Annotated in this window: 15 protein-coding genes and 3 tRNA genes; 11 read left to right on the forward strand and 7 right to left on the reverse strand. The window is 69.3% G+C overall.

Annotated elements, in window-relative coordinates:
- Position 1 precedes the first annotated feature (1 nt).
- Positions 2–2767 carry a helix-turn-helix transcriptional regulator gene (locus ABT061_RS41505; protein ID WP_350928630.1) on the forward strand — a complete coding sequence of 922 codons (2766 nt, stop codon included), beginning with the start codon at positions 2–4 and terminating at the stop codon, positions 2765–2767.
- Here ABT061_RS41505 and ABT061_RS41510 read toward each other — a convergent pair.
- From ABT061_RS41510 to ABT061_RS41540, 7 genes are read right to left on the reverse strand one after another with little or no spacing between them, the layout of a single operon-like run.
- Positions 2678–4507 carry a B12-binding domain-containing radical SAM protein gene (locus ABT061_RS41510; RefSeq protein ID WP_350928632.1) on the reverse strand — a complete coding sequence of 610 codons (1830 nt, stop codon included), beginning with the start codon at positions 4505–4507 and terminating at the stop codon, positions 2678–2680. The two genes, ABT061_RS41505 and ABT061_RS41510, sit on opposite strands and share 90 nt — an antisense overlap.
- On the reverse strand, positions 4504–5769 hold the full coding sequence (locus ABT061_RS41515) for a polysaccharide pyruvyl transferase family protein (RefSeq protein ID WP_350928677.1): 1266 nt from the start codon (positions 5767–5769) through the stop codon (positions 4504–4506). The genes ABT061_RS41510 and ABT061_RS41515 overlap by 4 nt, the downstream gene beginning before the upstream one ends.
- A gap of 5 nt (positions 5770–5774) precedes the next feature.
- Entirely contained in the window at positions 5775–6686 is a 912-nt protein-coding gene (locus tag ABT061_RS41520; RefSeq protein WP_350928634.1) for a radical SAM protein, read from the reverse strand.
- Positions 6687–6693: 7 nt separating this feature from the next.
- Positions 6694–7944 (reverse strand): DUF6365 family protein, encoded by a 1251-nt coding sequence (locus tag ABT061_RS41525; RefSeq protein WP_350928636.1) that lies wholly within the window; start codon positions 7942–7944, stop codon positions 6694–6696.
- A complete protein-coding gene (locus tag ABT061_RS41530) occupies positions 7941–8741 on the reverse strand; it encodes a sugar phosphate nucleotidyltransferase (RefSeq protein ID WP_350928638.1) in 801 nt (266 codons plus the stop codon). Before ABT061_RS41530 ends, ABT061_RS41525 begins: the two co-directional genes overlap by 4 nt.
- Positions 8738–9781 carry a radical SAM family protein gene (locus ABT061_RS41535; RefSeq protein WP_350928640.1) on the reverse strand — a complete coding sequence of 348 codons (1044 nt, stop codon included), beginning with the start codon at positions 9779–9781 and terminating at the stop codon, positions 8738–8740. Before ABT061_RS41535 ends, ABT061_RS41530 begins: the two co-directional genes overlap by 4 nt.
- 17 nt (positions 9782–9798) lie before the next feature.
- On the reverse strand, positions 9799–10026 hold the full coding sequence (locus ABT061_RS41540; RefSeq protein ID WP_350928642.1) for a hypothetical protein: 228 nt from the start codon (positions 10024–10026) through the stop codon (positions 9799–9801).
- A 268-nt stretch (positions 10027–10294) separates the two neighbouring features.
- On the opposite strand from ABT061_RS41540, the gene ABT061_RS41545 reads away from it, so the two are divergent.
- The 10 genes from ABT061_RS41545 (at position 10295) to ABT061_RS41590 (ending at position 21874) form a co-directional block, all read left to right on the forward strand.
- On the forward strand, positions 10295–11284 hold the full coding sequence (locus ABT061_RS41545) for a radical SAM protein (protein WP_350928644.1): 990 nt from the start codon (positions 10295–10297) through the stop codon (positions 11282–11284).
- Positions 11285–12035: 751 nt separating this feature from the next.
- Positions 12036–12107: transfer RNA gene (locus ABT061_RS41550), tRNA-Gly, on the forward strand.
- Between the two features lie 120 nt (positions 12108–12227).
- A tRNA-Pro gene (locus ABT061_RS41555) sits at positions 12228–12300 on the forward strand.
- Between the two features lie 108 nt (positions 12301–12408).
- Positions 12409–12482 (forward strand) — tRNA-Leu (locus ABT061_RS41560).
- Between the two features lie 570 nt (positions 12483–13052).
- Positions 13053–13970, forward strand: coding sequence for a LysR substrate-binding domain-containing protein (locus ABT061_RS41565; RefSeq protein WP_350928646.1), 918 nt, complete (start codon positions 13053–13055; stop codon positions 13968–13970).
- Positions 13971–14867: 897 nt separating this feature from the next.
- Positions 14868–17042 (forward strand): iron-containing redox enzyme family protein, encoded by a 2175-nt coding sequence (locus ABT061_RS41570; protein WP_350928648.1) that lies wholly within the window; start codon positions 14868–14870, stop codon positions 17040–17042.
- Positions 17039–18886: a carbamoyltransferase family protein gene (locus ABT061_RS41575; protein WP_350928679.1), complete on the forward strand. Its 1848-nt coding sequence runs from the start codon at positions 17039–17041 to the stop codon at positions 18884–18886. Before ABT061_RS41570 ends, ABT061_RS41575 begins: the two co-directional genes overlap by 4 nt.
- 18 nt (positions 18887–18904) lie before the next feature.
- Positions 18905–19081 carry a hypothetical protein gene (locus tag ABT061_RS41580; protein WP_350928650.1) on the forward strand — a complete coding sequence of 59 codons (177 nt, stop codon included), beginning with the start codon at positions 18905–18907 and terminating at the stop codon, positions 19079–19081.
- Positions 19082–19211: 130 nt separating this feature from the next.
- Positions 19212–20264 carry an SGNH/GDSL hydrolase family protein gene (locus tag ABT061_RS41585; protein ID WP_350928652.1) on the forward strand — a complete coding sequence of 351 codons (1053 nt, stop codon included), beginning with the start codon at positions 19212–19214 and terminating at the stop codon, positions 20262–20264.
- 473 nt (positions 20265–20737) lie between these two features.
- On the forward strand, positions 20738–21874 hold the full coding sequence (locus ABT061_RS41590) for a 3-oxoacyl-[acyl-carrier-protein] synthase III C-terminal domain-containing protein (RefSeq protein WP_350928654.1): 1137 nt from the start codon (positions 20738–20740) through the stop codon (positions 21872–21874).
- Positions 21875–21939: the final 65 nt, after the last annotated feature.

The following is a 21939-nucleotide window of genomic DNA, read 5'->3' on the forward strand; positions in this document are numbered from 1 at the left end:
GGTGGACGGAGATCTGCCCCGGCGATGGTCCGGCGACCCGGTCGGTCGCGACGCCGAACTCGCCGGCCTGCGCGATCTGCTCGGCTCGGCGCGGCTCGTCACGCTCACCGGCGCGCCGGGGGTCGGCAAGACCCGGCTGGCGCACGCGTACGCCCATGCCCGGGCCGGCGCCTACCCCGGTGGGATCTGGTTTCGCGACCTGACCGCCGGTCTCGGTGATCTCGCCGGCCTCGACGCTCTTGCCGTGGTCCCCGGCGACGGGCCCGCGCTGCTCGTGCTCGACACCTGCGAGCGCGTCGCCGACCGGTGCGCCGTGACCGTTCCGGAGTTGCTCGGCACCCACCCCGGGCTCCGTGTGCTGGCCACCAGCAGGGAGCCGCTGAGCGTTCCCGGCGAGGTGACCTACCGCCTCGCCCCGCTGGACGTGGCGCGGTCCGCCCGCCTGTTCGCCGAACGCGCCGCGGCGCAGGGACGGCCCGCCAGCCCGGAGACCGCCGAGGCGGTGGAGGAGATCTGCCGCCGCCTCGACGGCCTGCCGCTGGCCGTCGAGCTCGCCGCCGCGCGCTCGATCATGCTGTCGCCGGCGCAGATCGCCGAGCGGCTCGACGACCCGCTCCGGCTGCTGGCCGGGGGGAGCCGCACCGCCCACCCCAGGCACAGGTCGCTGGAGGCGGCGATTGGCTGGAGCCACGAGATGCTCCCCGGACGGGAGCGGCTGCTGCTGCGCAGGCTCGCGGTGTTCGAGGACGGCTTCGTCATCGACGACGTGGAGGGAGTCTGCGCGGGCGCGGGTATCAGGCCCGACGTCGTCGTCGACCTCCTGGCCAGGCTCGTGTCCAGGTCCCTCGTCGAGTGCGACACCGCGGGCACCGTGACCCGCTACCGGCTGCTGCGGGTCGTGCGCGCCTACGCGGGGCAGGAACTGCGCGCCGACGGCGAAGCCGAGACCGTGCGGGCGCGCCACGCCGAGTACTACGCGGCGCTGGCCGAGCGGGCGGCGGAGGCGCTCACCACGGGCGCCGCCACGCCGCACCTGGAACGCGTCGAGGCCGCCTACGCCAACATGCGGGCGGTGCTGTGCTGGTGCGTCTCCGGCGGGCCCGCGACGGTCGGGGCCAGGCTGGCGAGCGCGCTGGAGACGTACTGGATCGTGCGGGGCCGCCCGCGCGAGGGGCGCGGCTGGCTCGCCTCGCTGGTCTCCGCCGGAGGGCTGGTCCACGGCGAGGTGCCGGCCGCCGCGGCGCTGAGCACCGCGGTGCTCTCCTGCGCCCTCGGTGAGTACGCCGACGCCGCGGACGCCTGCCGCCGGGCCCTGGCCATGTTCCGCGAGCTGGGAGACGAGGCCGGGCAGACCCGGGCCCTCGCGGTGCTGGCGGGCCTGCGGACGATGAGCGAGCCCGCCTCGGCCAGCCGCACCCTCACCGAACTCGCCGCCCAGGGCAGGGCGCCTGCGGGCCACGCGTGGAACTGCGCGCCGCTCGTCCTGCTCGGGCACGCCCGCGTCGCCGCGGGGGACCTCACCGGGGCACGCGCGGCACTGGAGCGGTGCGTCGCCATCGGTCGCAGGCACGGCTCGGAACTGAGCCTGGAGATGGGGCTGCTGGCCATCGCGCAGGTGGCCGTCTACCAGGGCGCCTACGCGGAGGCGGAGAGCGCGCTCGGACAGAGCCTGGCCGCCGCCGAGCGGATGGGCGACGTCTGGGGAAGGGCCGCGGTGCTCAGGGGGCTGGGGGAGGTGGCCTCCCGCCGGGGGCGGTACGGCCAGGCGGGGGAGCGGCTCGCCGAGGCGGTCGAGATCGCGCGCTCCGCGGGCTCCCCGCCGCTGCTCGGTGACTGCCTCGACACGCTCGGCAGGATGCTGCTCGACATCGGCGAGTACGAGGCGGCCAGGGAGGTGTTCTCCGAGGTCGCCGAGGTGGGCGAGCGCACCGCCGCGCGGCTGGCGGCGATGGGGCTGGCCGGTCTCGGCGCGGCGATCCTGGGTGCGGGCGGTGCCGCCGCGGCCGCCGCGGCCCTCACCTTCGCCGAGGAGGCCATGGCGCGCGCACGCGAGACCGACGACCGGCCGCTCACCTGGCGGTGCCTGTTCACCCTCGGCCGCGTCACCCGGTGCGCCGACCCGGTACGTGCCGCCTCCGCGCACCACTCGGCGCTGCGGGCCGGTGCCGCCATGGGCCTGCGCGCCCAGACGGCCGACTCGCTGGAGGCCATGGCCGGGCTCGCGGCAGGGCACCACCGCCACGAGCACGCCGCCAGGCTCTTCGGCGCGGCCCAGTCGCTGCGCGACCGGCTGGGGCTGTCACGTCCCCCGGCGATGGCGCCGCAGCACGAGGCGGACCTGGCCGGGGTGCGCGCGGCGCTGGGCGCCGACGCCTTCGCCGCCACGTGGGCCGAGGGCGCCGGGCTGGACGTCGGCCAGGCCGTCGTCTACGCGGGCAGGGGCCGGGGGCCGCGCGGGCGGGGGGTCGGCTGGGCCGCCCTGACCAGGGCCGAACGCCAGGTGGCCCTGCTGGCGTCCGGCGGGCTGACCAACCGCGAGATCGGCGCGAAGCTCTTCGTGTCGCCCCGCACGGTTCAGGCCCAGCTGTCCAGCGTGTTCGCCAAGCTCGGCCTGTCCTCGCGCAGGGATCTGGCCCGCGAGTACGACTCACGGGCCAGATCCCTGCGCGAGCAGGACTCACCCCTCCTCGCGCAGCGCGACGACCCCGGTGGCGCAGAGGATCCTGAAGGCCGCGTCGCATACCTCACGGGTCGGCTCGGTGGCTGAGCCGGCCCGCGTCTTGTCCCGCCACTCACCGACCGTGATCCCCACCGCGGCCGCCTCGAAGGCGGCCAGCAGCGGGCCGGTCAGCGGGTAGCCCACCGCGCCGCCCCGGGGGAACAGGTAGCCCTGGCGTTCGTGGGCGAGCGCGTCGAAGGTCAGCGTGAAGTCGCGCAGCAGCAGGTGGACGGGGTGGTCGGCCCAGTGCACGGCGTCCGGCGCGACGCCCGCGACGAGCGCGCCGTCGGCGAGCCCCGGTGGATCCTGCGCGGTCGTCGCCCGCTGGGCTCGGACCGCGGTGTCCCAGGCGAGCCCGTCGAGTAGCAGGCGGCGCACCCCGGGGGGCAGGTCCGCCCCCTCGATGAGGGGCGCGGGGTCGGTGCCGGAGCCCAGGTCCAGGCGCTCGGCCCAGTCCGCGACGTCGCAGTCCGCGACCGCGATCATGCAGCGCAGCAGGGTGGGCGCGATGTCCTGCAGCGCCTCGACCCGCCCGGCGAAGACCATCGCCCGCCGGTAGTCCTCGGTGCCGAAGCCGCGCGAGCTGACGACGAGCGGGGGCTGGAAGTCGAAGAACTCGATCCCGTACTGCTCGGCGTACTCGAAGAAGTCGGTCCCGGGGAAGGCCATCAGCGGTGCGAAGTGCACCTTCTCCACACCGCTCGCGTAGGCGAAGCGTACGCTGTCGCGGACCTTGTCGGCGTTGTCCCCCGGCATGCCGATGATGATGTCCGCGGCCAGGGCGTGGTTGTGGTGGCGGCGGATGAGGGAGGCGGCCTGGGCGAACCGCTGCCGGTCGAACCTGCGGGCCGCCAGTTGCAGGGTGTCGGCGTCGGACGACTGGATGCCCAGGGTGATCACGCGGCACCCGGCGCGGTTCATCGCCCGTACGTAGTCGAGGTCGACGTGTTTGACATCCGGGTAGACGTCCACCACCGTCCCCCGGTTGTGCTCGGCGACGATCTCGAAGATCTCCATGGCCCGGTGCCGCGAGATGCCCAGGTGGGCGTCGCACATCCGCAGGTAGGGGATGCCCCCGGCCAGCAGGTAGGTCAGCTCGCGCTCGATCCGCTCCATCGGGAACGCGCGGAGTTTCGGCGCGCTGTAGAGGCAGAACCTGCACTTCTGCCGGCATCCCCGGCCCGTCTCGTAGGCCAGGACCGCGCCGGGCCTGCGCCGCAGGATCGGCTCCAGGGGGAGCCTGTCGGCGGTGAAGACCAGCGGCAGCGCGCCCAGGTCGACGTCGGGCGGGTCGTCGTTGTGCACGGGCTCGCCGTCGACGCGCCGGGTGAGGCCCGCCACCGCGTCCAGGTCGCCGCCCCGCGCCAGCTGTTCCAGCAGGTCCGGGTACGCCTCCTCGGCCTCGCCGCGCAGCACCAGGTCCAGCCACGGGTACTCGCGCAGCAGGTGGGCGGCCATCCGCCGGGAGTTGGCCTGGGCGCCGCCCCACACGACGCGGCAGTCCGGCAGGTGCCGCTTGACGATGCGTCCCATCCGGGTGAACTCGTCGTGGTTCCAGACGAACGCGGAGAAGGAGATCACATCCGGCCGGTAATCGAACAGCCGCGCCATGAAGGCGTTGTAGTGCCCCAGGTAGTCCTCGGCCAGGTTGCCCACGTCCTCGTGGAACCAGACCCGGTGCTCGACCCGCGACGGGGGGAGGCGGTCGGCCACGGCCGCCCGGATCAGCTCCACCCCCAGCGAGAACCCGTCGTCGTTGGAGTAGACGAGCACGGCCTTCAGGGTCATGACGATCTCCCCGCTGTCGCTTTCGGCGTCACTGCCGACGTCACTTTCGGCCGTGCGGAGCGCAGTTCCTCGGCGAGCCTGTCGAAGGCGGCCGCCGCCCGCGCGTGCGCCTCCCGGTAGGCGACGGCCTCGATCGGCTCCTCGTCCAGCGCGCGTTCCACGATCCCGATGAGGTCCTCGCCGGTGTGCGCGTTCCAGTGGCGGTGCGCCATGCCCAGCTCGCCGGTGAGCTCGTGCAGCTTGCTCGTGCCGTTGCGGCGGCTCCAGAACGGGTCGACCGCCACGAACGGGGTGGCGCCGCGCAGCGCGAGGATCGCGCTGTGGTAGCGGGAGACGAGGACGAGGTCGCAGCGGGAAAGGGCCTCGGTGAGCTCTTCGGCTCCGGTGGAGGATCTCCGAAGGGGCACCTCCCGGATGTGGGCGCCCGGCACCGACCGGGCGAACCGGGCGCCGACCTCCTCGTCCCCGTAGATGTTGGGCACCGTGATGAACTCGATGTCGGCGAAGCCCGCCAGCTCGATCAGCGTCAGGCCCAGCTCCGTCACGAACCCCAGCGCGGCGGCCCGCTCCCCGGGACCCGTCGCCTCGGCCATGACCTGCTCCGGTGGCACGCACAGCGCGAGGTCCGCCGCGCCGTGCCCGGCGAGGTTGCGGGAGACGAGGTGGGTGACCAGCTGCGAGGTCACCCCCGGGGCGCCGACGGCGACGCCGATCAGCGGCCGGCGCCGCCCCGGGCGCGGCGGCCGGGGCAGCGGCTCCAGCGCGAAGGCGGGATCGGGGACGACGGTCGTGTCCGGCACGCCGGTCGCCTCGCCCATCCGCAGGGCGGCTCCCGCGCCGCGCACGGTCAGGTGGTCGATCCGCTCCCGGACCGCCCTCAGGTAGCCGCGCCAGTCGTCGCGCGCCGCCGCCGGGGTGTCGTCCTGCAGGCCCACACCGTGCCAGGCGACCCACACGCCGGGGTCGAACGCCCGAGGGTCGCCGCCCAGGCAGAACACCTGCATGATCGGGTGCCGGAACGGCGGGCCGCTCCACAGGCCACCCGCCATCACGACGGCGTCGAACGATCCCGCGCCGGGCCAGTTCCCCTCCCCGTCCACCCAGAGCGGTGCGGGCTGTGCCGCCGTGCTCCACGGGCAGAAGTGCCCGAAGACGGCACCCGGCAGGCGGCGGGAGAGCTCGGCCTCCGTCACCGCCGCCAGCAGCCGGTCGCCGACGTTGGGCAGGCTGCTCCCCGCCCAGATCGCGATCCGCCGGGACATCTCGCTCACCCGCCGATGGGGAACGGCTGGCGCAGGCCGAACTCTTCCCAGCCGCGGCGCTCGGCGTACTCGTTGTAGACCCCGCCGCACTGCGTCCGCAGCGGGCAGCCGTCGCAGGGCGGCCCGTACGAGCGCATCTGCTCGTCCATGAACGCGTCGTAGTCGTCCAGGACGTTGCCCTGGTACATCATCCGGATCGAGCGCGTGCCGTCCTCGATGGCCAGCGCCTCGTGCGGGGTGACCACGCAGAGCGGGAAGCCCTCCAGCGTCAGCCGCGCCGGTGAGGCGAGCATCATCTCGATCACCGGCAGCAGGTGCCTGCGGGTCTCGGCGACCGTGGGCGCCTGCATGTCGAGGGCGAAGAAGCCGCTGCCCACCGGGTGCAGGTTGGAGATGTTGACATGGTCGACCTCCAGCTCGACGCAGAGCCGGCAGATGTCCATCAGCCGGCCCATGTTGAGCCGGGTGATGACGGTGTTGGTCCGCACGGCGACGCCCGAGCGCTTGGCGTTGCGGATGCCCTCGATCGTCTCGTCGAACCCGCCCGGCGTCTGGGTCAGGCAGTCCTGGATCACCGAGGTGGAGCCGTGCAGCGAGACCACGAACAGCTCGACCCCGGCCTCCGCGAGGCGCTGGGTGAACTCCGGGTCCTTCAGGCGGCGCGCGTTGGTCTGGATCTCCACGCGCGGGTACTCCAGCAGCCGGATCGTACGCAGCAGCTCGAACAGGCGCGGATGGATCGTCGGCTCCCCGCCGTGCAGGTTCACCGACGCGTACCCCTGCCCCGAGTTCTCGGCGAGGAAGCGGATCAGGTCGCCGTACTCCACGCTGTCGGACTTCGCCAGCGGCGACCCCACGACGCAGAAGCCGCACTTCTCGTTGCACAGGTCGGTCACGTGCATGCTCAGCTGTTTCATGTCCACCTCACACCAGGCCCAGGCGGCGCGCCGCCGAGGCGAAGACCTCGGGGGTGCCGGGATGATCGGTCAGCGTCTCCAGGTACGCGGCCCGCTCGCGCGCCAGGCCGTCCTGGACCCCCCGGTCGTACAGCACGCCGTGCAGCGCGGACAGCACGGCGGGCTCGTCGAGCAGCTCGGCGTGAGCGAAGGTCGATATGTAGGGATTTTTCGCCACGATGGGGTCGAGGAAGCTATGGAACCCCAGCGGCCACATCCGGAACGGATACATGGGCAGGGTCCGCGACAGCCAGGAGCGCACGTCCTCCGACAGGCCGGACAGCTCCGCCTCGACCCGGTCGATGTCCGGTTTCTCCGGGACGTCGAACCGGTTGGTCAGCACCAGCCCGGGGATGTCGGACAGCACGGCCCTGGCCAGGGTGGTGGCGCCCAGGTTGAGCGTCAGCACCAGGTCGACCGAGCCCAGCAGCACGTTGAACCGGTGCGGCGAGCAGGCGGGGATGACGTGGGCGCGGTCGGCCAGGTCCGCCAGCACCGGCGGCACGCTGCCCACCAGCACGAAGCGGGCGCTGGGCGGCAGCTGCCGCAGGTAGTGCACGAGCAGTTCGGGAACCTGGTCGGCGATCCGGTCACCGTTCTCGTCGGCGTACCTGTCCTGCTGCCATCCGGCCACCGCGAGCAGCACCATCCGGTCCTCGGGCGCCATCCCGAAGGTCTCGCGCAGGTGGTGGCGGGTGCGGCGGCTGACCCGCTCGTTGCCCTCCCACAGGCGGAAGGGGTACGTCCGGGAGTCGGAGTCGAGGTGGCAGATCGGTACCGGGCGCAGGTGGGTGGGCATGTCCATGATCCGCCGGGCGACGCTCATCGCCTTGCCCTGGAAGACGTCCACCGCGAACTCGGTGTTGGCCCACTCCCAGATGTCGATCGGCATGATCGGCAGGCCGTACCGCTCGATGAACCACGGGTCGACGCCATAGCGCTTGGGGAACACGCCGCAGTAGGTGAAGTAGTCGGACAGCACGATCGCGTCCGGGCGGAAGTCGCGGACCGTCTCGTCCACCAGCAGCGTGGCGAAGGAGCCCATCGAGTTGTTCAGCACCAGGTACGGGAACCCGCTGCCACGCAGCAGCTTCTCCGACGTGGGCTCGACGATGAAGAAGCTCTCGATTCCGGCCACCCTGAGCTGGCGGGCCAGCGACATGCCGATCAGCGTCTCGCCGTATCCGGCGCTGCTCATCGCGAAGAAGAGAAGCCTCACGGACCCACCGCCAGAAGTGAGGGGCCCTCCATGGACCGGCGGACGGCGAGCGGCGTCCCGACATCCTGGAACGCGCCGCCGGGGAACTCGACGGCGCGGACCCGCAGGCCGCTGCGGACCGCGAGGTCGAAGTAGTGGCCGAGCACCGGCTCACCGTTCCGGTGGCTGTCGTTCCGGGGGGTCTTTTCCCGGGTGTCCTGGAGCAGCCCCTCGTGCAGGAGCCTCGCGAAGGCGTCCCCCCAGATCGCCGCGCCCCAGGTGTTCATGACCGGCGGGTCGGCGGGCTTGTCGAACACCCGGTGCACCCGGTCTCCGCGCAGGATCACCGGGCCGAGGCGGTGCGCGTCCGGCGTGGGGAAGACCGCGAGCGCGAGGTCGGCCCCCGTCTCCTCGTAGACATGGCGCAACCGGGTCAGCGCGTCGGGCGGGGTGAAGACCGTGTCGGGCATGACGAACACGACGTCGCGCCCCCTGGTCCATCCCCGGGCCAGGTCGAGCGCGCAGGCCAGGCCGCGCGCCTCCTCCTGGAGGAGGTAGGCGATGTCGACGCCGAGGTGGCGCCCGTCCCCGAGATAGGCGACCACCTCCAGCTTCCACGGAGCCACCACCACGATCGCGCTGCCGACCCCCGCACCGGCCAGCGACTCCAGCGCGTACTCGGCGACGGGACGTAGCCGGGCGCCTCCCTCGGCCTGCTCGTACACGATGGGCAGCAGTTCCTTGGGGTAGCGCAGCGGGGCCATCCGGGTGCCCCGGCCTGCGGCGGGTACGAGTCCGACGAAGTCCGTGCTCGTCAAGTGCCACTCCTTACTGGTTGGGGAGCGTCGGGCGCGGGCCGCGGTTCGGCAGGTCGCTCGCCGAACCGGACCAGCCGGATGGCGTCGATCAGCTCGCGCTGGAACGGGTCGGCCGCGATCTCACGCAGCCGGGCCCGCCCGTCGAGTGAGCGGAGCATCTTGTAGCAGAGGTCGCAGCCGTTGGTGAAGGTCGCTCCCTTGAACAGCCCGCGCACCGCGGGGGAGGAGGCCACCATGCGTGCCACGCCCTGCGGCCCGTACACCCGCAGGAACTGGTATTCGTAGTTGCGGTCGGCGTCGGCGAGGATCTCCTGGAACGACTTCTCGTGCAGGTTGCCCATGAAGTAGGCCAGGTCGGAGAGCGTGACGTAGGCCCCGGCCTTGCCGATGTGGCAGGCGGACAGGTCGCCGTTCGGGTTGATCAGCGGGGTCTCCAGGTAGCACGAGGCCGAGAAGTGCTCGGGATCGGGGGGCAGGCCCACCTGGTGCGCGGTCTTGATGAACGGGGTGGGGATCACCCGGTCCACATGCACCCGTACCCGGTCCTCGAAGCGCCGGTACAGCCTGCGGATCTGCTCCTCCTCGTGGTCCTCGGCGATGGTGATGCAGAGGCTGATCTCGGGGATCTCCCTGGCGATCGCCCCCTCGATCACGTTGACCACGTGCTGGGTGGGGACGCGTTCCTGGTGGTAGACGTCGGTGCTCAGAAAGAGCCGGGTGAGGCCCGGCAGCTGCCCGAGGATCTTGTCCACCGTCGCGGCTGAGCGGCCCCAGAAGCTGCTGGTGAACACCGAGATCCGCGGCCTGCCGGGGTGGCCGGCGGCGGCCCCGACCCCGGATCTGAGCATCCGGAATCGCTGGAAGGGCTCGCCGCCGGTGAAGATGATCTCCGGGATGCCGCTGTCGCACGCCTGTGCCACCCAGCGCCCGATCTCGTCCGCGGTCGGTTGGCGGTCCCGCGTGGAGCCGGTGAAGCCGCAGTGCCGGCAGCCCACGGTGCAGATCTCGGTGACGCTGACCAGTATCGAGTTGAAGTGCACGACACCCCCAGAGGCGTTTAGTAGTAGCCGCCGCCGCCGGGTTCCTTGACGGGGACCGTGTGCGCCTGGACTGCGGGCTTGAGCAGGCCGGCACCGGCCAGCTCCTTGATCTGGTCGATGTGGTCGGCGCCGAGGTTGTACTCGGTGGCGACCGACTCGGGGTCACTGAGCAGCTGCTCGGCGAACCCGGGGTCGGATGCGGCGCGCTGCACGAGATCGCGAACGCGTGGAGACGACTCGCTCATTGGTCCCTCCCATGGGACGGGGTTTCGTGGGCCGGTCGGGCTTCCCACGCGATCAAGGTATGAATCCGGCGGTCCCCGAACCACCGCCTGGCAGGCGTATTCCGGGGCCGCCGGGAGGCGGAGGGCGCACCTCGGACCGGCTGCCCGGCCGCGCGCGATGGCCTATGCGCCCGGCGCGGTGGCCTAGATCCCCACCGGTGTGGCGTAACCGGCGCGCGGCGCGGGCGGGGGCGGCCACCGCGGCGCGAGGCGGCGTACCGTCGGGGGCATGCTCAGGTTCGCCGAGCTCGACGCCCTGCGGCGGCAACGCGGAAGGTCGGCCCTGCTCCTCATCACCGACCGGTGCCCGGTCGGCTGCGCGCACTGCTCGGTCGACTCCCGCCCGGACGGCCCACGCGTCACCGACCACGCCCTCTTCGCGGAGATCGTCGAAGGGCTCTGCGAAGACGAGGCGCTGCGGGTCGTCGGCGTCTCCGGCGGGGAACCGTTCGTGGAGCGGCGCGCCCTCGCCCACGCGGCCCGGCGGATCCACGCCTCGGGCAAGGCGCTGGTCCCCTACACCAGCGGCTACTGGGGCGCGGGCGGCGATCCCCCCGGATGGATCCGGTCCGTGCTGCGCCTGTCGGCCTGCGTCGTACTGGGCGTCGACGCCCACCACCCGAGCCCGCGCGCCGCCGTGACCGCCGCCGCCCGCGCCGTCGCCGCCGAGGGCGCGTGGCTGGTGGCGCAGGTGCTGGACGACCCCGCCCAGATCGAGGCGGCCCGGGACCTCCTCTCCGGCGCGCTGGGGGACGGCTGGCGCGATCTCGCCGAGATCCACCCGGTCCCGCCGCTGCCGTACGGCCGCGCCCGCGGCCTGTTCCCCGAGGCCCGTCGCGTGCCCGGCGCGCGGCTGGGCCGGTGCGCGATCGCGCACACCCCGACGGTCCGCTACGACGGGCGGATCTCGGCCTGCTGCGACGAGAACGTCATCATGGGGGCAGGCCCGCCCGACCTGCACCGCGTGGCCCGCGACCGCGCCGGTGTGCGCCGGGCCCTGGCCGATCTCGCCGCCGACCCGTTCCTCGCGGTCCTCGGCTCCCTGGGTACGGAGGCGCTGACCGCCCTGCCCCGCTACCGTGACCTCGCGGAGCGGGAGTTCTCCGGCATCTGTGGGATCTGCCGCCACATGCTGAGACGCGCCGCGGGCGAGCGCGACGCCCTCCTGCACGCGCTGGCGCTTCTTTCACCGCCCGGGGAGGCGGACCCCCTGGGGTGAGCCCGCCTCTCCGCGAGGGGCGGAGGGCGGGCTCCGGGCGCACCGTCAGCCGAACGCCGTCAGCCGAACGCCGTCAGCCGAACGCTGTCAGTCGAACAGGGCCCGGCGCAGCGCGACCACCCGCTCGGCGGAGGCACGGCGGCTGATCTCCGTGTCACTCCCATGAGGTCGGTCCCTTCCGTCGATCATGCGTGAACCCGCACCCCTCCACAACCGCGACATGGCTGGGATGAGGGCACCGCCGACCGCCCCTCGGTACGACGAGAGGGACCCGGCCGGCTCGGGGCCACGTGTGAGGGGGAGAGGTGAATTCCGCGCCGACCGCGGAAGCCGCCATCGGAAATGAATCCCGATAAAAATCATTGGCGCCGGGGGCCGACTTTGCCCTTCAATGAACAAAGGCAGGGGCGCCCGCTCCGGCTCAGGGAAAGGAGTGGCCGTGAACCACGGTGCATCGCCGGTGTGGCAGCTGAAGCTCCTCGCGTCTTCCCTGTTCAACAGCCTCGGTCAGGTCCCAGGACGGTCAGGCGGATAAACCCCGAAAGGGAAACCGTCGAGCCGCCAGAGACCCCGTCGCAGGCGGCTTCTTCATTTTCTCTCGGCCGGATACGGCCGCTTTCGCGGCGATAACCGGACGGCCGGTTTCCGAGATGGACAACTTCACAGTGCAGCACGTTGAACGCGAATTCGTTCGGGCTCCCCTTCCGGAGGGCGCGAAAGGATTCACCCCCGGGAGATTCCGGGGAGACACGCCGCAGAGGCCGAACCGGTAAGGCAGCCGGCTTCCACCCGGCAGGACGGGGTTCGAGTCCCCGCTGCGGCTCCGCCCTGAAAGAAGAGGGCCATGGGACTGGGACTCGGCGAGGGGAGTGGCGACCCCCGCCCGGTCGGCAGGCCCGCAGCGCGTCCGGTACGGCCCACGCCAACCGGCCCGGACGCGTGACGGAACGTAGCTCAGCAGGAGGAGCATCCGGCCAGGGACCGGAAGGCCGCAGGTTCGACTCCTGCCGTTCCGACGACACCGTGTCACCGCGACACGGGCGATTACGGAGCCGTGGTGACCGTCGCCGGGAGGCGGGCACCACGGCAACGCAGCACCGAACACGGCACCACCGGCGCGCCCGGCCGCTCTGGCCCAACGGCAGAGGCGCCGCGCTCAGGACGCGGATGTTCGGGGTTCGAATCCCCGGGGGGGACTTGAACCGTTCGCCCATCTCCTGAGCAGGGTCGACGCCCCGTGGCTGGACATCTCATGCCCGGAATGAGCGCGCAAGGGGGCGGCTCCCGGACTCAACTCGACAAAATCGGGTCTGGCAGCGCGGCACACGCCCATGCCGGGCAACCCCAGCAGGCGGTTTCCGCTGTGCCCGGGACAGGAGCAGCACGGCGGCCGATGCTCGGCGGCTGTACCACCGAAACCCGGCCCGTGACTCAGCAACCTGATCGATTCAGGAGTGAGGCCATGCGCCGCCCGTCGTCGCCACCGATAGCCGGGGCGATGTTGGTCGAAACGGTCCCGGTTGAGCGTACCCAGCGAGATCGGGCTGGGGACCGGGTCATCCTCGGCTTTGCGGTGGCTGTCCTGCCGGCGGTCGCCGGCGCGGCCGCCTACGTCTCGTACCACCACTTCTACGGTCTGGCGCTGGATCTCAGTGAGTGTCACGCCCATGGCGATCACCTAGCGCCCCCGCTGATCGCGCCTCAAGTAGACTGCGTCAACGAGTGACGACACGGGCCGTTAAGGATTGTGACGCATCGCATGCTTGACATGGAGAAACTGATGATGCTGCGGGCGGTCGCCGCAGCGGGGTCCATCGCGGCGGCCGCACGGGAATTGCGTTACACGCGTTCGGCCGCGTCGCAGCAGATGGCGGCATTGGAACGACTGGCGGGGATACCGCTTCTGGTGCGTGCGGGGAACCGCATCAGCCTCACTCCCGTGGCATGGCAGCTCGTTGAACACACCGAGCGGATCCTCGTCGAGTTGCGCGCGGCGGAGACGACGCTGCACCGGGAGGCCGGTGAGGCCGCTGGGCTGCTGAGGGTCGGCGTGCCTTTCCGCGAGGGGCCGGCCATCATGAGCAGCGCACTGACCCAGTCACGGCAACAGTTCCCCAAGCTCGAGATCAGGCTCGCCGCGACAACAGACGAAGCCGCGGCGGAGGAGGTGCGGCTCGGCCGGCTGGACATGGTCATCATGTCCCGGTACGGCGCCGCGACTCCGCACAGCCAGCCCGGACTCCGTGAGTGGGTTCTCGGTAGTGATCCGTTACGGCTGTGCGTCCCGGTCGGTCATCGGCTGTCGGGTGAGCGGAGTTGCGCCCTCGACGATCTGCGCGACGAGCCATGGGTCATCAGTCCGACCAGCACGCTTGGACGCCTCACCACGACGTTGTGCATCGCTGGCGGCTTCCAGCCGAAGATCGTCGCGACGGTGGACGACGTGGCGACCGCTCTCGGCCTGGTTGGCATCGGCTGGGGCGTGACCATCGCCCCGGATCTCACGCCGGCGGGTCCGGAGGCGTCGGTGCGACGCATCAGCCTCATCGGGGTCGACGTCGTCCGGCACAGCGTCCTCGTCGTGCGCGACGGTGAACAGCTTTCGCCCGGAATCGCGGCCGTCGTGTCCGCCGTACATGCCGTCAACGCCGCGTTGCGACTCGCCCAGGCGGCTCCCTCGACCTGACGTCTCGGCGGATCGCCGGATGACCGACCGGTTCAGCTCCAGCAGCAGCCGCAGCTGCAGTTCCAGGTTCGACGCCGAGGCCAGGCGGCAGACGACGTCACCGGCCCCGGTGGTTGCATATGCCTCGATCACGCCCGGCAGGCTGAGCAACAGGTCGCAAACCTCTTCGAGGCGGCCCTGCGTGATCTCGAGCGTTGCCAGCGTCTGCACGGGATATCCAGCGGCCACGACGTCGACCTGCGGCACGTACCCCATGATGACGTCGGCAGCATCTTGTCCGGCGCGAACCCAAGCCACGGCTATGTGGACAGAGCCACATAGCGGCCCCAGCCGGTCGGCATGGCCTCGGCGCCCGGCCGTGATCAATGAACGCCCGGCTCCTCGGCTGGCGTACGGGTCAGTCGAAGATCCCGGGGAGCGCCGCGGCTGAGTCCGCGAAGCGCGGAGACCGGCGATCCGCTGTGCGTGGCGCCAGTTTCGCTAACGGTGGGGGAGCCGGATGGTAACGGTGACTTACTTGCCTTGGTCGCAAACCGGATGTCCAATTATCAGATAACAGCCGGCGACGATGTCGGAGGTTGATGTTACCTTTCTCAGCGCTGCGGCTGCCGGATGACCGCAGCACACGAGAATCCGAACTGATAAGGCTGTTCACCACTATATCTCCGGTCCGGAATGATCGGCCGTCATCTCACCCTGTCCTTCGCCTCGCGCACTTGTGACACTCCTTTGCTCGTCGCAGCCGGGGCCGATTTCGCGCCGTACTTTGGGGATGTCCTGTAAAGATAAAGGAGTACCTGATGATCCGCAGGATTGTTGAGTTCTTCCGTCGGCGTCGCCGCAGTAAGCGTCGTGACGACGGCTCTATTTACCCGATGTTCTGATCGGGAGCCTCCCATGACGAGTACTGTGACGGCGCCACGGATCGACGTGCGGGCTCTTTACCTGCGGGCGCTTGACCCGGAAGGTCCGCTGCCGTTGGGCGGCGTGGAGGCGCGGTTGATCGACGAGGCGCTCGCGGCGGTGCCGTCTGCGCCGTTGTCGGGATCGCTTGACGTGCTGGTCGGCGATGCCGGTCGGTGGAGTTCGGCGGAAGCCGCGCGTTTTCGGGTCGAGTTACCGGATGTCGATGTCGCGCGGGTTCTGCTGAATTCGGCGCCTCTCGCCTTGGCCGGTGGCGCTTGGCTGCAGTGGATGTCGAGTTCGGCCAATGGTGATACGGAGCTTGCCTTGCAGGTTCTCGCGCTTTATGCCACTGACATCGGAGTCGGTTCGCCGCATGCCGACCGGGGGAGCGTTTATCGGGCGTTGCTGGCGCGGCGGCGTGTCGCGGTGGAGTCCAGTCCGCTGCGGTTGGTGGCCAATGAGCAGGTGGAAACTTTCAGTTTCCGGCTTCCTGCATTGTTGCTGGCGATGAGTCGGCTTCCCGGGCGGTATTTCGCGGAGTTGCTTGGTGCCGATGTCCTCTTGCGCGCGGTGGGCTGGTTGCCACCTCTGGCGGCGCTGCCGCCCGCGACGTTCGATGACACCGTACCCGGTGATCTCGACCTGGGCGGTCGGCGACCGGGTGAGCAGGTGAGTGCCCTGGATCGCTCGGTGAACGCGGCGAAGACGTTGCTGGCGAACGATGAAACAGGCGAAGAGACGACGCGTCGCCTCCTGCTCGGGTTCGGCTGGGCGGCGCATGAGCTGCGGCAGTGGTGTGCTCGGTTGCGGGGTGAGATGAAGCTCGCGCGACATCCTGACTATGACGTCTGGCGGTTGTTGTTCTCCCGAGCTCGCCAGGCGGCTGTCTATCACGGCCGGTACATGCTGGAAGGACGACCGCTCGCGGAGTGGTTCGCCGATGTCGATGCGGGTCCTGCGGCTTTTCTCGACGCGCTGGCCGGCAGCGGTCTGGTCCGGCCCGGCCATCCTGACCGCAGCCCGCTCCTGCGTGGGCTGATCGGCGAGAAGGGGCCGATGTTCCGGGTGTTCACCGAGGACGAGCTGGCGGTGTTGCGCCGGTGGATCGCTCAGTTGCCGACGGAGGAATGCGGCTCGGATGACCGTGAGGATCTCCATGTGGCTCAGTGGAACTGGTTCCGGACCGGCGCGAAGCGGCAAGCGGTTCTGCCCGCCGCCGGACCTCAGGCCGGTGAGGTCGAGCCGACCACGTTGCGGGACGCCTATCATGCGCTGCTCACCCGTACCGACACTCCCGGGTTGCGTCGGTACGCCTACGTCTACGCGACCCGGTGGCTCACGCGGAGCCGGTTCGGGCTGAATCAGGCGTCGCGGCAGCTGCCGGTGCGCTGGGATCAGGAGAGCGGGCTCCGCGGCTGGCTGGAGGATCAGCACGATCGTCACAGTGAGCAGGTGAGTCAGGCGGAGGACGGCCTGCCGACGCGTGAGCAGCTGATCCGGTCGACCTTGCAGCTCGCACCGCTGATCATGATCGATGGGGGGTGGTTGCAGGGGTTCACCGATTACCGGCTCGCTTCATCGGAGGCCGGCCAGTTCCTTTTCCGTACGTACTGGGATGAACTGGGCAATGGTGACATCGATCTGAACCACCCGCGGATTTACCGGGCGTTGCTGGCCGAGATGGGATATGACCTGCCGGACACCGCCTCGCCGGAGTTCGCGGCGTGGCCGGGGTTCGATGACCGGTCCTTCGCGCTGCCGGTCTACTGGCTCAGCATCGCGCGGTTCCCCCGGACGTTTCACCCGGAGATTCTCGGGCTCAACCTGGCGATGGAGTTGTCCGGCGTCGGTGGGAGCTACCGCACCGCACGCACCGCGCTGCGCGAGTACGGGTTCAGCACCCAGTTCGTGGATCTGCACAACACGATCGACAACGTCGCCACGGGACACTCGGCGTGGGCGTCCGACGCGATCGACTGCTACCTGGCGGACATGCCGTCCGGCGGCGATCAGGGCCAGCTGGGTCAGGTGTGGGAGCGGATCAGGCTGGGATATCGCTCGTTGAATCCGCCCGAGGGCCGGGGTGTGGAGATCTACACGACGGCCCGGTCAGTCCTTGCGACGGTCGGCCGGCGCAAGCAGCCTCGGAAAGGTGGTGCCCGGTGACAAAAACGGTTCTCGGCCTGTCGGCCTACTATCACGACAGCGCGGCGGCATTGGTCCGCGGCAGTGACATCGTCGCAGCCGCCCAGGAAGAACGCTTCAGCCGCACGAGGCATGATCCCGGCTTCCCGGCCGGGGCGGTGTCCTACTGCTTGGACGAAGCCGGAGTGCGCCTCAACGATCTGGACTCGGTCGCCTACTATGAGCAGCCGAAGCTGAAGTTCCGGCGAGTGCTGGCGACGTATGCCGCTTCGGCTCCGCACGGGTGGGCTTCGTTCCGTCGGGTCCTTCCCGAGTGGCTCAGCTGGAAGTACCGCACGACGGAGACTGTCCAGGCCCGGCTGGCCGACCTTGGCCGGGGCTCGCCGCCCGGGGTTGTCTGTTTCGGTCATCACGAGACGCACGCGGCCTCCGCGTTCCTGCCCAGCCCGTATCAGTCCGCTGCGGTGCTGACGGTCGACGGGGTCGGTGAATGGACGACCACTTCCTTGTGGCATGGCCGCGAGGATCAGCTGACCCAGGTGGCGGAGTTGAACTTCCCGCACTCGCTGGGGATGCTGTATTCGGCGTTCACGTACTTCTGCGGGTTCAAGGTCGACTCCGGTGAGTACAAGCTCATGGGTCTGGCGCCTTACGGGCAGCCTGTGTTCGCTCCGCTGATCCGCGAGAAGCTGGTCGATGTGAAGGCGGACGGGTCCTTCCGTCTCGACACCCGCTACTTCGAGTTCCTGCGCGGTCAAGTGATGACCGGTCGTGCGTTCGAGCAATTGTTCGGCGGACCTCGGCGGCTGCCGGAGGCCCGGCTGACTCAGCGGGAGTTCGATCTGGCCGCGTCGGTCCAGTCGGTCACCGAGGAGATCATGCTGAATCTCGCCGCTACCGCCCGCGAGATGACCGGGGAGGCGAATCTCTGCCTGGCCGGGGGCGTCGCGTTGAACTGCGTGGCCAACGGCAAGATCGCCAGCAGCGGGCTGTTCGACGAGATCTGGGTGCAGCCCGCCGCCGGCGACGCGGGTGGAGCGCTGGGGGCCGCTCTGCTCGCGGCACGGCACGACGGTGGGCGTGCCCATGTGACACAGGGGCGGGACGCGATGCGAGGTTCGCTGCTCGGCCCCGCGTACGCCACGGAAGACATCCAGCGTTTTCTCGACAGCGGCGGGTATCCCTACACCCGCCTCGACGAGCGTGACCTGACCGCCAGGGTGGCAGCGGAACTGGCGTCGGGAAAGATCGTCGGGTGGTTCTCGGGCCGGATGGAGTTCGGTCCCCGGGCGCTCGGGGCGCGGTCCATCCTCGGCGACGCGCGTGACCCGGAGATGCAGTCGAAGATGAACCTGAAGATCAAATTCCGTGAGTCGTTCCGGCCGTTCGCCCCGGTGGTGCTGGCCGAAGACGCCAAGGAGTACTTCGATCTGGGGCAGCCCAGCCCGTACATGCTGATTGTCGCCCCGGTGGCACAGCAGCAACGACTGGAACCGGGCGAGGACGAGAAGGCGGACAGCGAAAGCGCTGACCTCACCACACGGCTCAAGGTGACGCGAAGCAGGATCCCGGCGGTCACCCACGTCGACCACTCAGCACGGGTCCAGACCGTCGACGGCGAAAGCAATCCGCTCCTGCACCGGCTGCTGAGCGACTTCAAATCCGCAACCGGCAGCTCGGTGCTGGTCAACACCTCGTTCAACGTGCGCGGCGAACCCATCGTGGCCTCTCCTGAGGACGCTTACCGCTGCTTCATGCGGACCGAGATCGACCTGCTCGTGCTCGGCAACTTCCTGCTGGCCCGCACCGCGCAACCACGCTGGCACGAAGAAGACGACTGGCGACGCGAGATCCCGCTCGACTGATGCCCCGGTGAGGAGACGATGATGGCTTGGCTGCGCAGCAGTGTTCTGACGGCTCTTTTGTTCGTGCTCTACATAGGGGTCTTCCTGCCCTGGGGCCTCGTGACCCGCGTGGTGCGAGACCCGCTGCACCGCCGGCTCGACCGGACGGCCGTCACCTACTGGACGGTCATCGCGACATCCCCAAGGGGGGATTGAGCTGACTCCAGCGGTGATCACACAGTTTTCCGATCAATAGCCAAAACCGCCGAACAAGCCTGAAAACGAGTAAGAATTCTGCTGGAATTCCTACTTTGTTGAGCCGCAGATCTTGTCGTAAGGAGATCAGGTGGACCGTTACGCTGAATTAGTGCCACAGATGGCGCAGTACGAGAAGTACGCGAAGGGCGGAATACCCTGGCTACCGTACATCATGTATTTCAACGCGCTGAACTACAGTTCTCCGGTGATCAACACCGACTCGGGCGGCTTCCGTATCTCCCGGAGCGGCATGAAACGGTACTCACTGCAGGAAAATCTGCCCCCTGGTCCGGTCAGTCTCGTCATGGGCGGTTCTTCCGCCTTCGGCTTCGGTGCCACGTGCGATCAGAAGACTCTGGCCTCCCTGCTGTCGGAGAACAACACCGGGACACCGTGGTTGAACCTTGCTGCGCCTGCGTTCAATTCGACCCAGGAGGTCGTACTTTTCCTCCTGAACCGGCACCTGCTGCCGGAGGTTCGCGACATCGTCGTCTACGGGGGTCTCAATAATCTCGTCGTCGCCGGGCTTCCCGGGGCGGCCGAAAACTACGGCCAGTTCTTCTTCTCTGGTGAGTTCTTCGGCCATTTCAACGGCCAGGAGGTCGCCAGGACGGACGTCTCGCACATTCCCGGCCGAGACTCCACCAGCCAGAACCCCCTGTCTCGCATCGCACGGTTGCTCCGGCCGCAGAGCAAGAAGGCCGAGGACGCGCCCAGTGGGCCCAGTGCGGAGGAAAGAGTCGAGATCGCCACTCGTCTCCTCTTGAAGGATCTCGACCGTCTGCTCGAACTGGCGGAGCCAACGGGTGCTCGTGTGCATTTCGTTCTGCAGCCCACACTTTCCTGGACCGGGAAGAAGCGCTCAGCCGAGGAGGCCGCCCTTCTAGAGGACGACACAGGGATGTGGGCGCAGATGTGGGCCGGCTTTCAACCCGTGTTCGCGGAAGCCGTCTACACCGAACACGCGCAGCGGGTAGAAGAGATATGCAAGACCCGCGGCGTCTCGTTCCTGGACATGAACAAGTCCCTGTTGCTCTCCGTCAACTCCGACGATTGGCTTTTCGTCGACCCGGTGCACCTCAACGACACCGGAACGGAAGCGGTGAGCGAGATCCTCAAACGAGAATTCAATCTTCACTGACCAAGCGGACAGCAAGAAGTATCCCTCATGTTTCGAAAGATCGTCGACTTTCTGCGCGGGCGGCACCGCAAGCGCCGGAGCGACGGCCATGTGCTGGCTGAAAAAAGAGGGAATCGTGCCTCGTCGGCTCGCGTCATCGGAAGCACGGCATTTCTCTCCAGAACCTGCTGGGGCGAGCTCGGCTTGATTTCCGCAGACTCGATCAGCGCAACACGATCGACAACGTCGAAACCGGCCACCCCACTTGGGCGTGAATACGATCGACAACTACATGGCCGAAATCATCGACCTTCTCGAACCAGGGCACGAGGGCGTGATGTGGGACCGTACTCGCGTCGGATCCGTGGATTCTTCTGCGGTCCGGACTTTCCCACCCTCGCCCCCGGCCTTGGGTAATGTACACCCTGGCTTGTTGCGATGACTCGGACGATCAGGTCCACAAGAGTGGTGTCCTAAGAAAGCGAAGCCAATTCATGAACGTGACCACCGAAGTCGATCCCCACCTCATTGCCGTCGCCGCCGAACTGCCGCGCCCCGAATACTCGACCGACGAACTGATCGCCGCCGGGCGCGGGCATCTTTCCGACAGGCTTGTGGCGATGTTGAGCAAGCTGGGTATCCAGAAGCGGCACTCGATTTTGAGCAACTACCCGGATGTCCTCTTCCGGGGCGCCGAGCCGGAACTGGACATCCCCGCGTCCACCCTGGCCGCCAGGGCCGTGCGCACCTGCTTGGCCAAGGCCGACGTGCCGATGGACTCCATCGGTCTCGTGCTCGGCGTGTCCAGCAGTCCCGCCCGGCTGCTGCCCAGTCTCGTGTGCGACCTGTTCGCCCTGATACCGGAAATTCCCCGGACCGCGGCGAATCTGAGCATTGAGTTCATGGGGTGTTCCTCGATGGCGAAGGCCGTCGACACTGCGCGGTGGTTTCTGAACTACCGGCCCGAGCAACACGTTCTTGTGTGCTTCATGGACGCGATCACGCCATTGTCTCCTGAACTGCCGGACTTCTACTCGCATTTCTCAGAGGTGGATGTGGAGGGCCGGCAGGGCACCGTGAACGTACTGCACGGGTTCCTGTTCGCGGATGCCGCCGTGGCGATGGTTTTCGGTGCGCAGGGCGGCGGGCCGTCGTTCGGCCCGGTGGCGAATCTGACGAACGAGCGGGCGTCGGACGCCGAACTCGGCACCGTCCCGGACGGCGGATCGGACATCCCGCTGGTGTACGGGCGACGGGCCTACACGCTGAGCCCCGACGTCACCCCGCGTGGCGCCTTCTATGCCAGTGAGACCCTGAAGAGGGTGCTGGACAGTGACGAGTGCAAGCTGCGTGATCCCAGCGAGGCCGCGGTGCTGCTCATGCATACCGGTAGTACTCGCATTCTGGACGAACTGTGCGCACAGTTCGGTGTTCAGCCGGAGGACGACATCGTCGGCTCGTCGTATCGGGTGTTGCGAGACTACGGGAACACCATTGGTTGTTCTGTCCCGCTGATGTTGGCGGAGCCGACCCGCCGGCCGCCAGGGCAGGGATTGGTCGTCTCGTTCGGACTCAGCTTCGCCTGTGGCGCTTTCACAATGAACATCCCCGACGGCGGCTGGAGACCCTGACTGCCGACCCGGGCCTACCCGTCAGGGTGTCGGAACCCACTAGGAGCCAGGACTCGAATTCGCGT

This window comes from Streptosporangium sp. NPDC002544, from assembly GCF_040295965.1.
GTDB lineage: Bacteria > Actinomycetota > Actinomycetes > Streptosporangiales > Streptosporangiaceae > Streptosporangium.

Excerpts from the sequence above, each read along its gene's own strand:
- ABT061_RS41510 (WP_350928632.1), bottom strand. The coding sequence starts at position 4,507 with ATGACCCTGAAGGCCGTGCTCGTCTACTCCAACGACGACGGGTTCTCG.
- ABT061_RS41515 (WP_350928677.1), bottom strand. The coding sequence starts at position 5,769 with ATGTCCCGGCGGATCGCGATCTGGGCGGGGAGCAGCCTGCCCAACGTC.
- ABT061_RS41520 (WP_350928634.1), bottom strand. The coding sequence starts at position 6,686 with ATGAAACAGCTGAGCATGCACGTGACCGACCTGTGCAACGAGAAGTGC.
- ABT061_RS41540 (WP_350928642.1), bottom strand. The coding sequence starts at position 10,026 with ATGAGCGAGTCGTCTCCACGCGTTCGCGATCTCGTGCAGCGCGCCGCA.
- ABT061_RS41545 (WP_350928644.1), top strand. The coding sequence starts at position 10,295 with ATGCTCAGGTTCGCCGAGCTCGACGCCCTGCGGCGGCAACGCGGAAGG.
- ABT061_RS41565 (WP_350928646.1), top strand. The coding sequence starts at position 13,053 with ATGGAGAAACTGATGATGCTGCGGGCGGTCGCCGCAGCGGGGTCCATC.
- ABT061_RS41570 (WP_350928648.1), top strand. The coding sequence starts at position 14,868 with ATGACGAGTACTGTGACGGCGCCACGGATCGACGTGCGGGCTCTTTAC.
- ABT061_RS41580 (WP_350928650.1), top strand. The coding sequence starts at position 18,905 with ATGATGGCTTGGCTGCGCAGCAGTGTTCTGACGGCTCTTTTGTTCGTG.
- ABT061_RS41590 (WP_350928654.1), top strand. The coding sequence starts at position 20,738 with ATGAACGTGACCACCGAAGTCGATCCCCACCTCATTGCCGTCGCCGCC.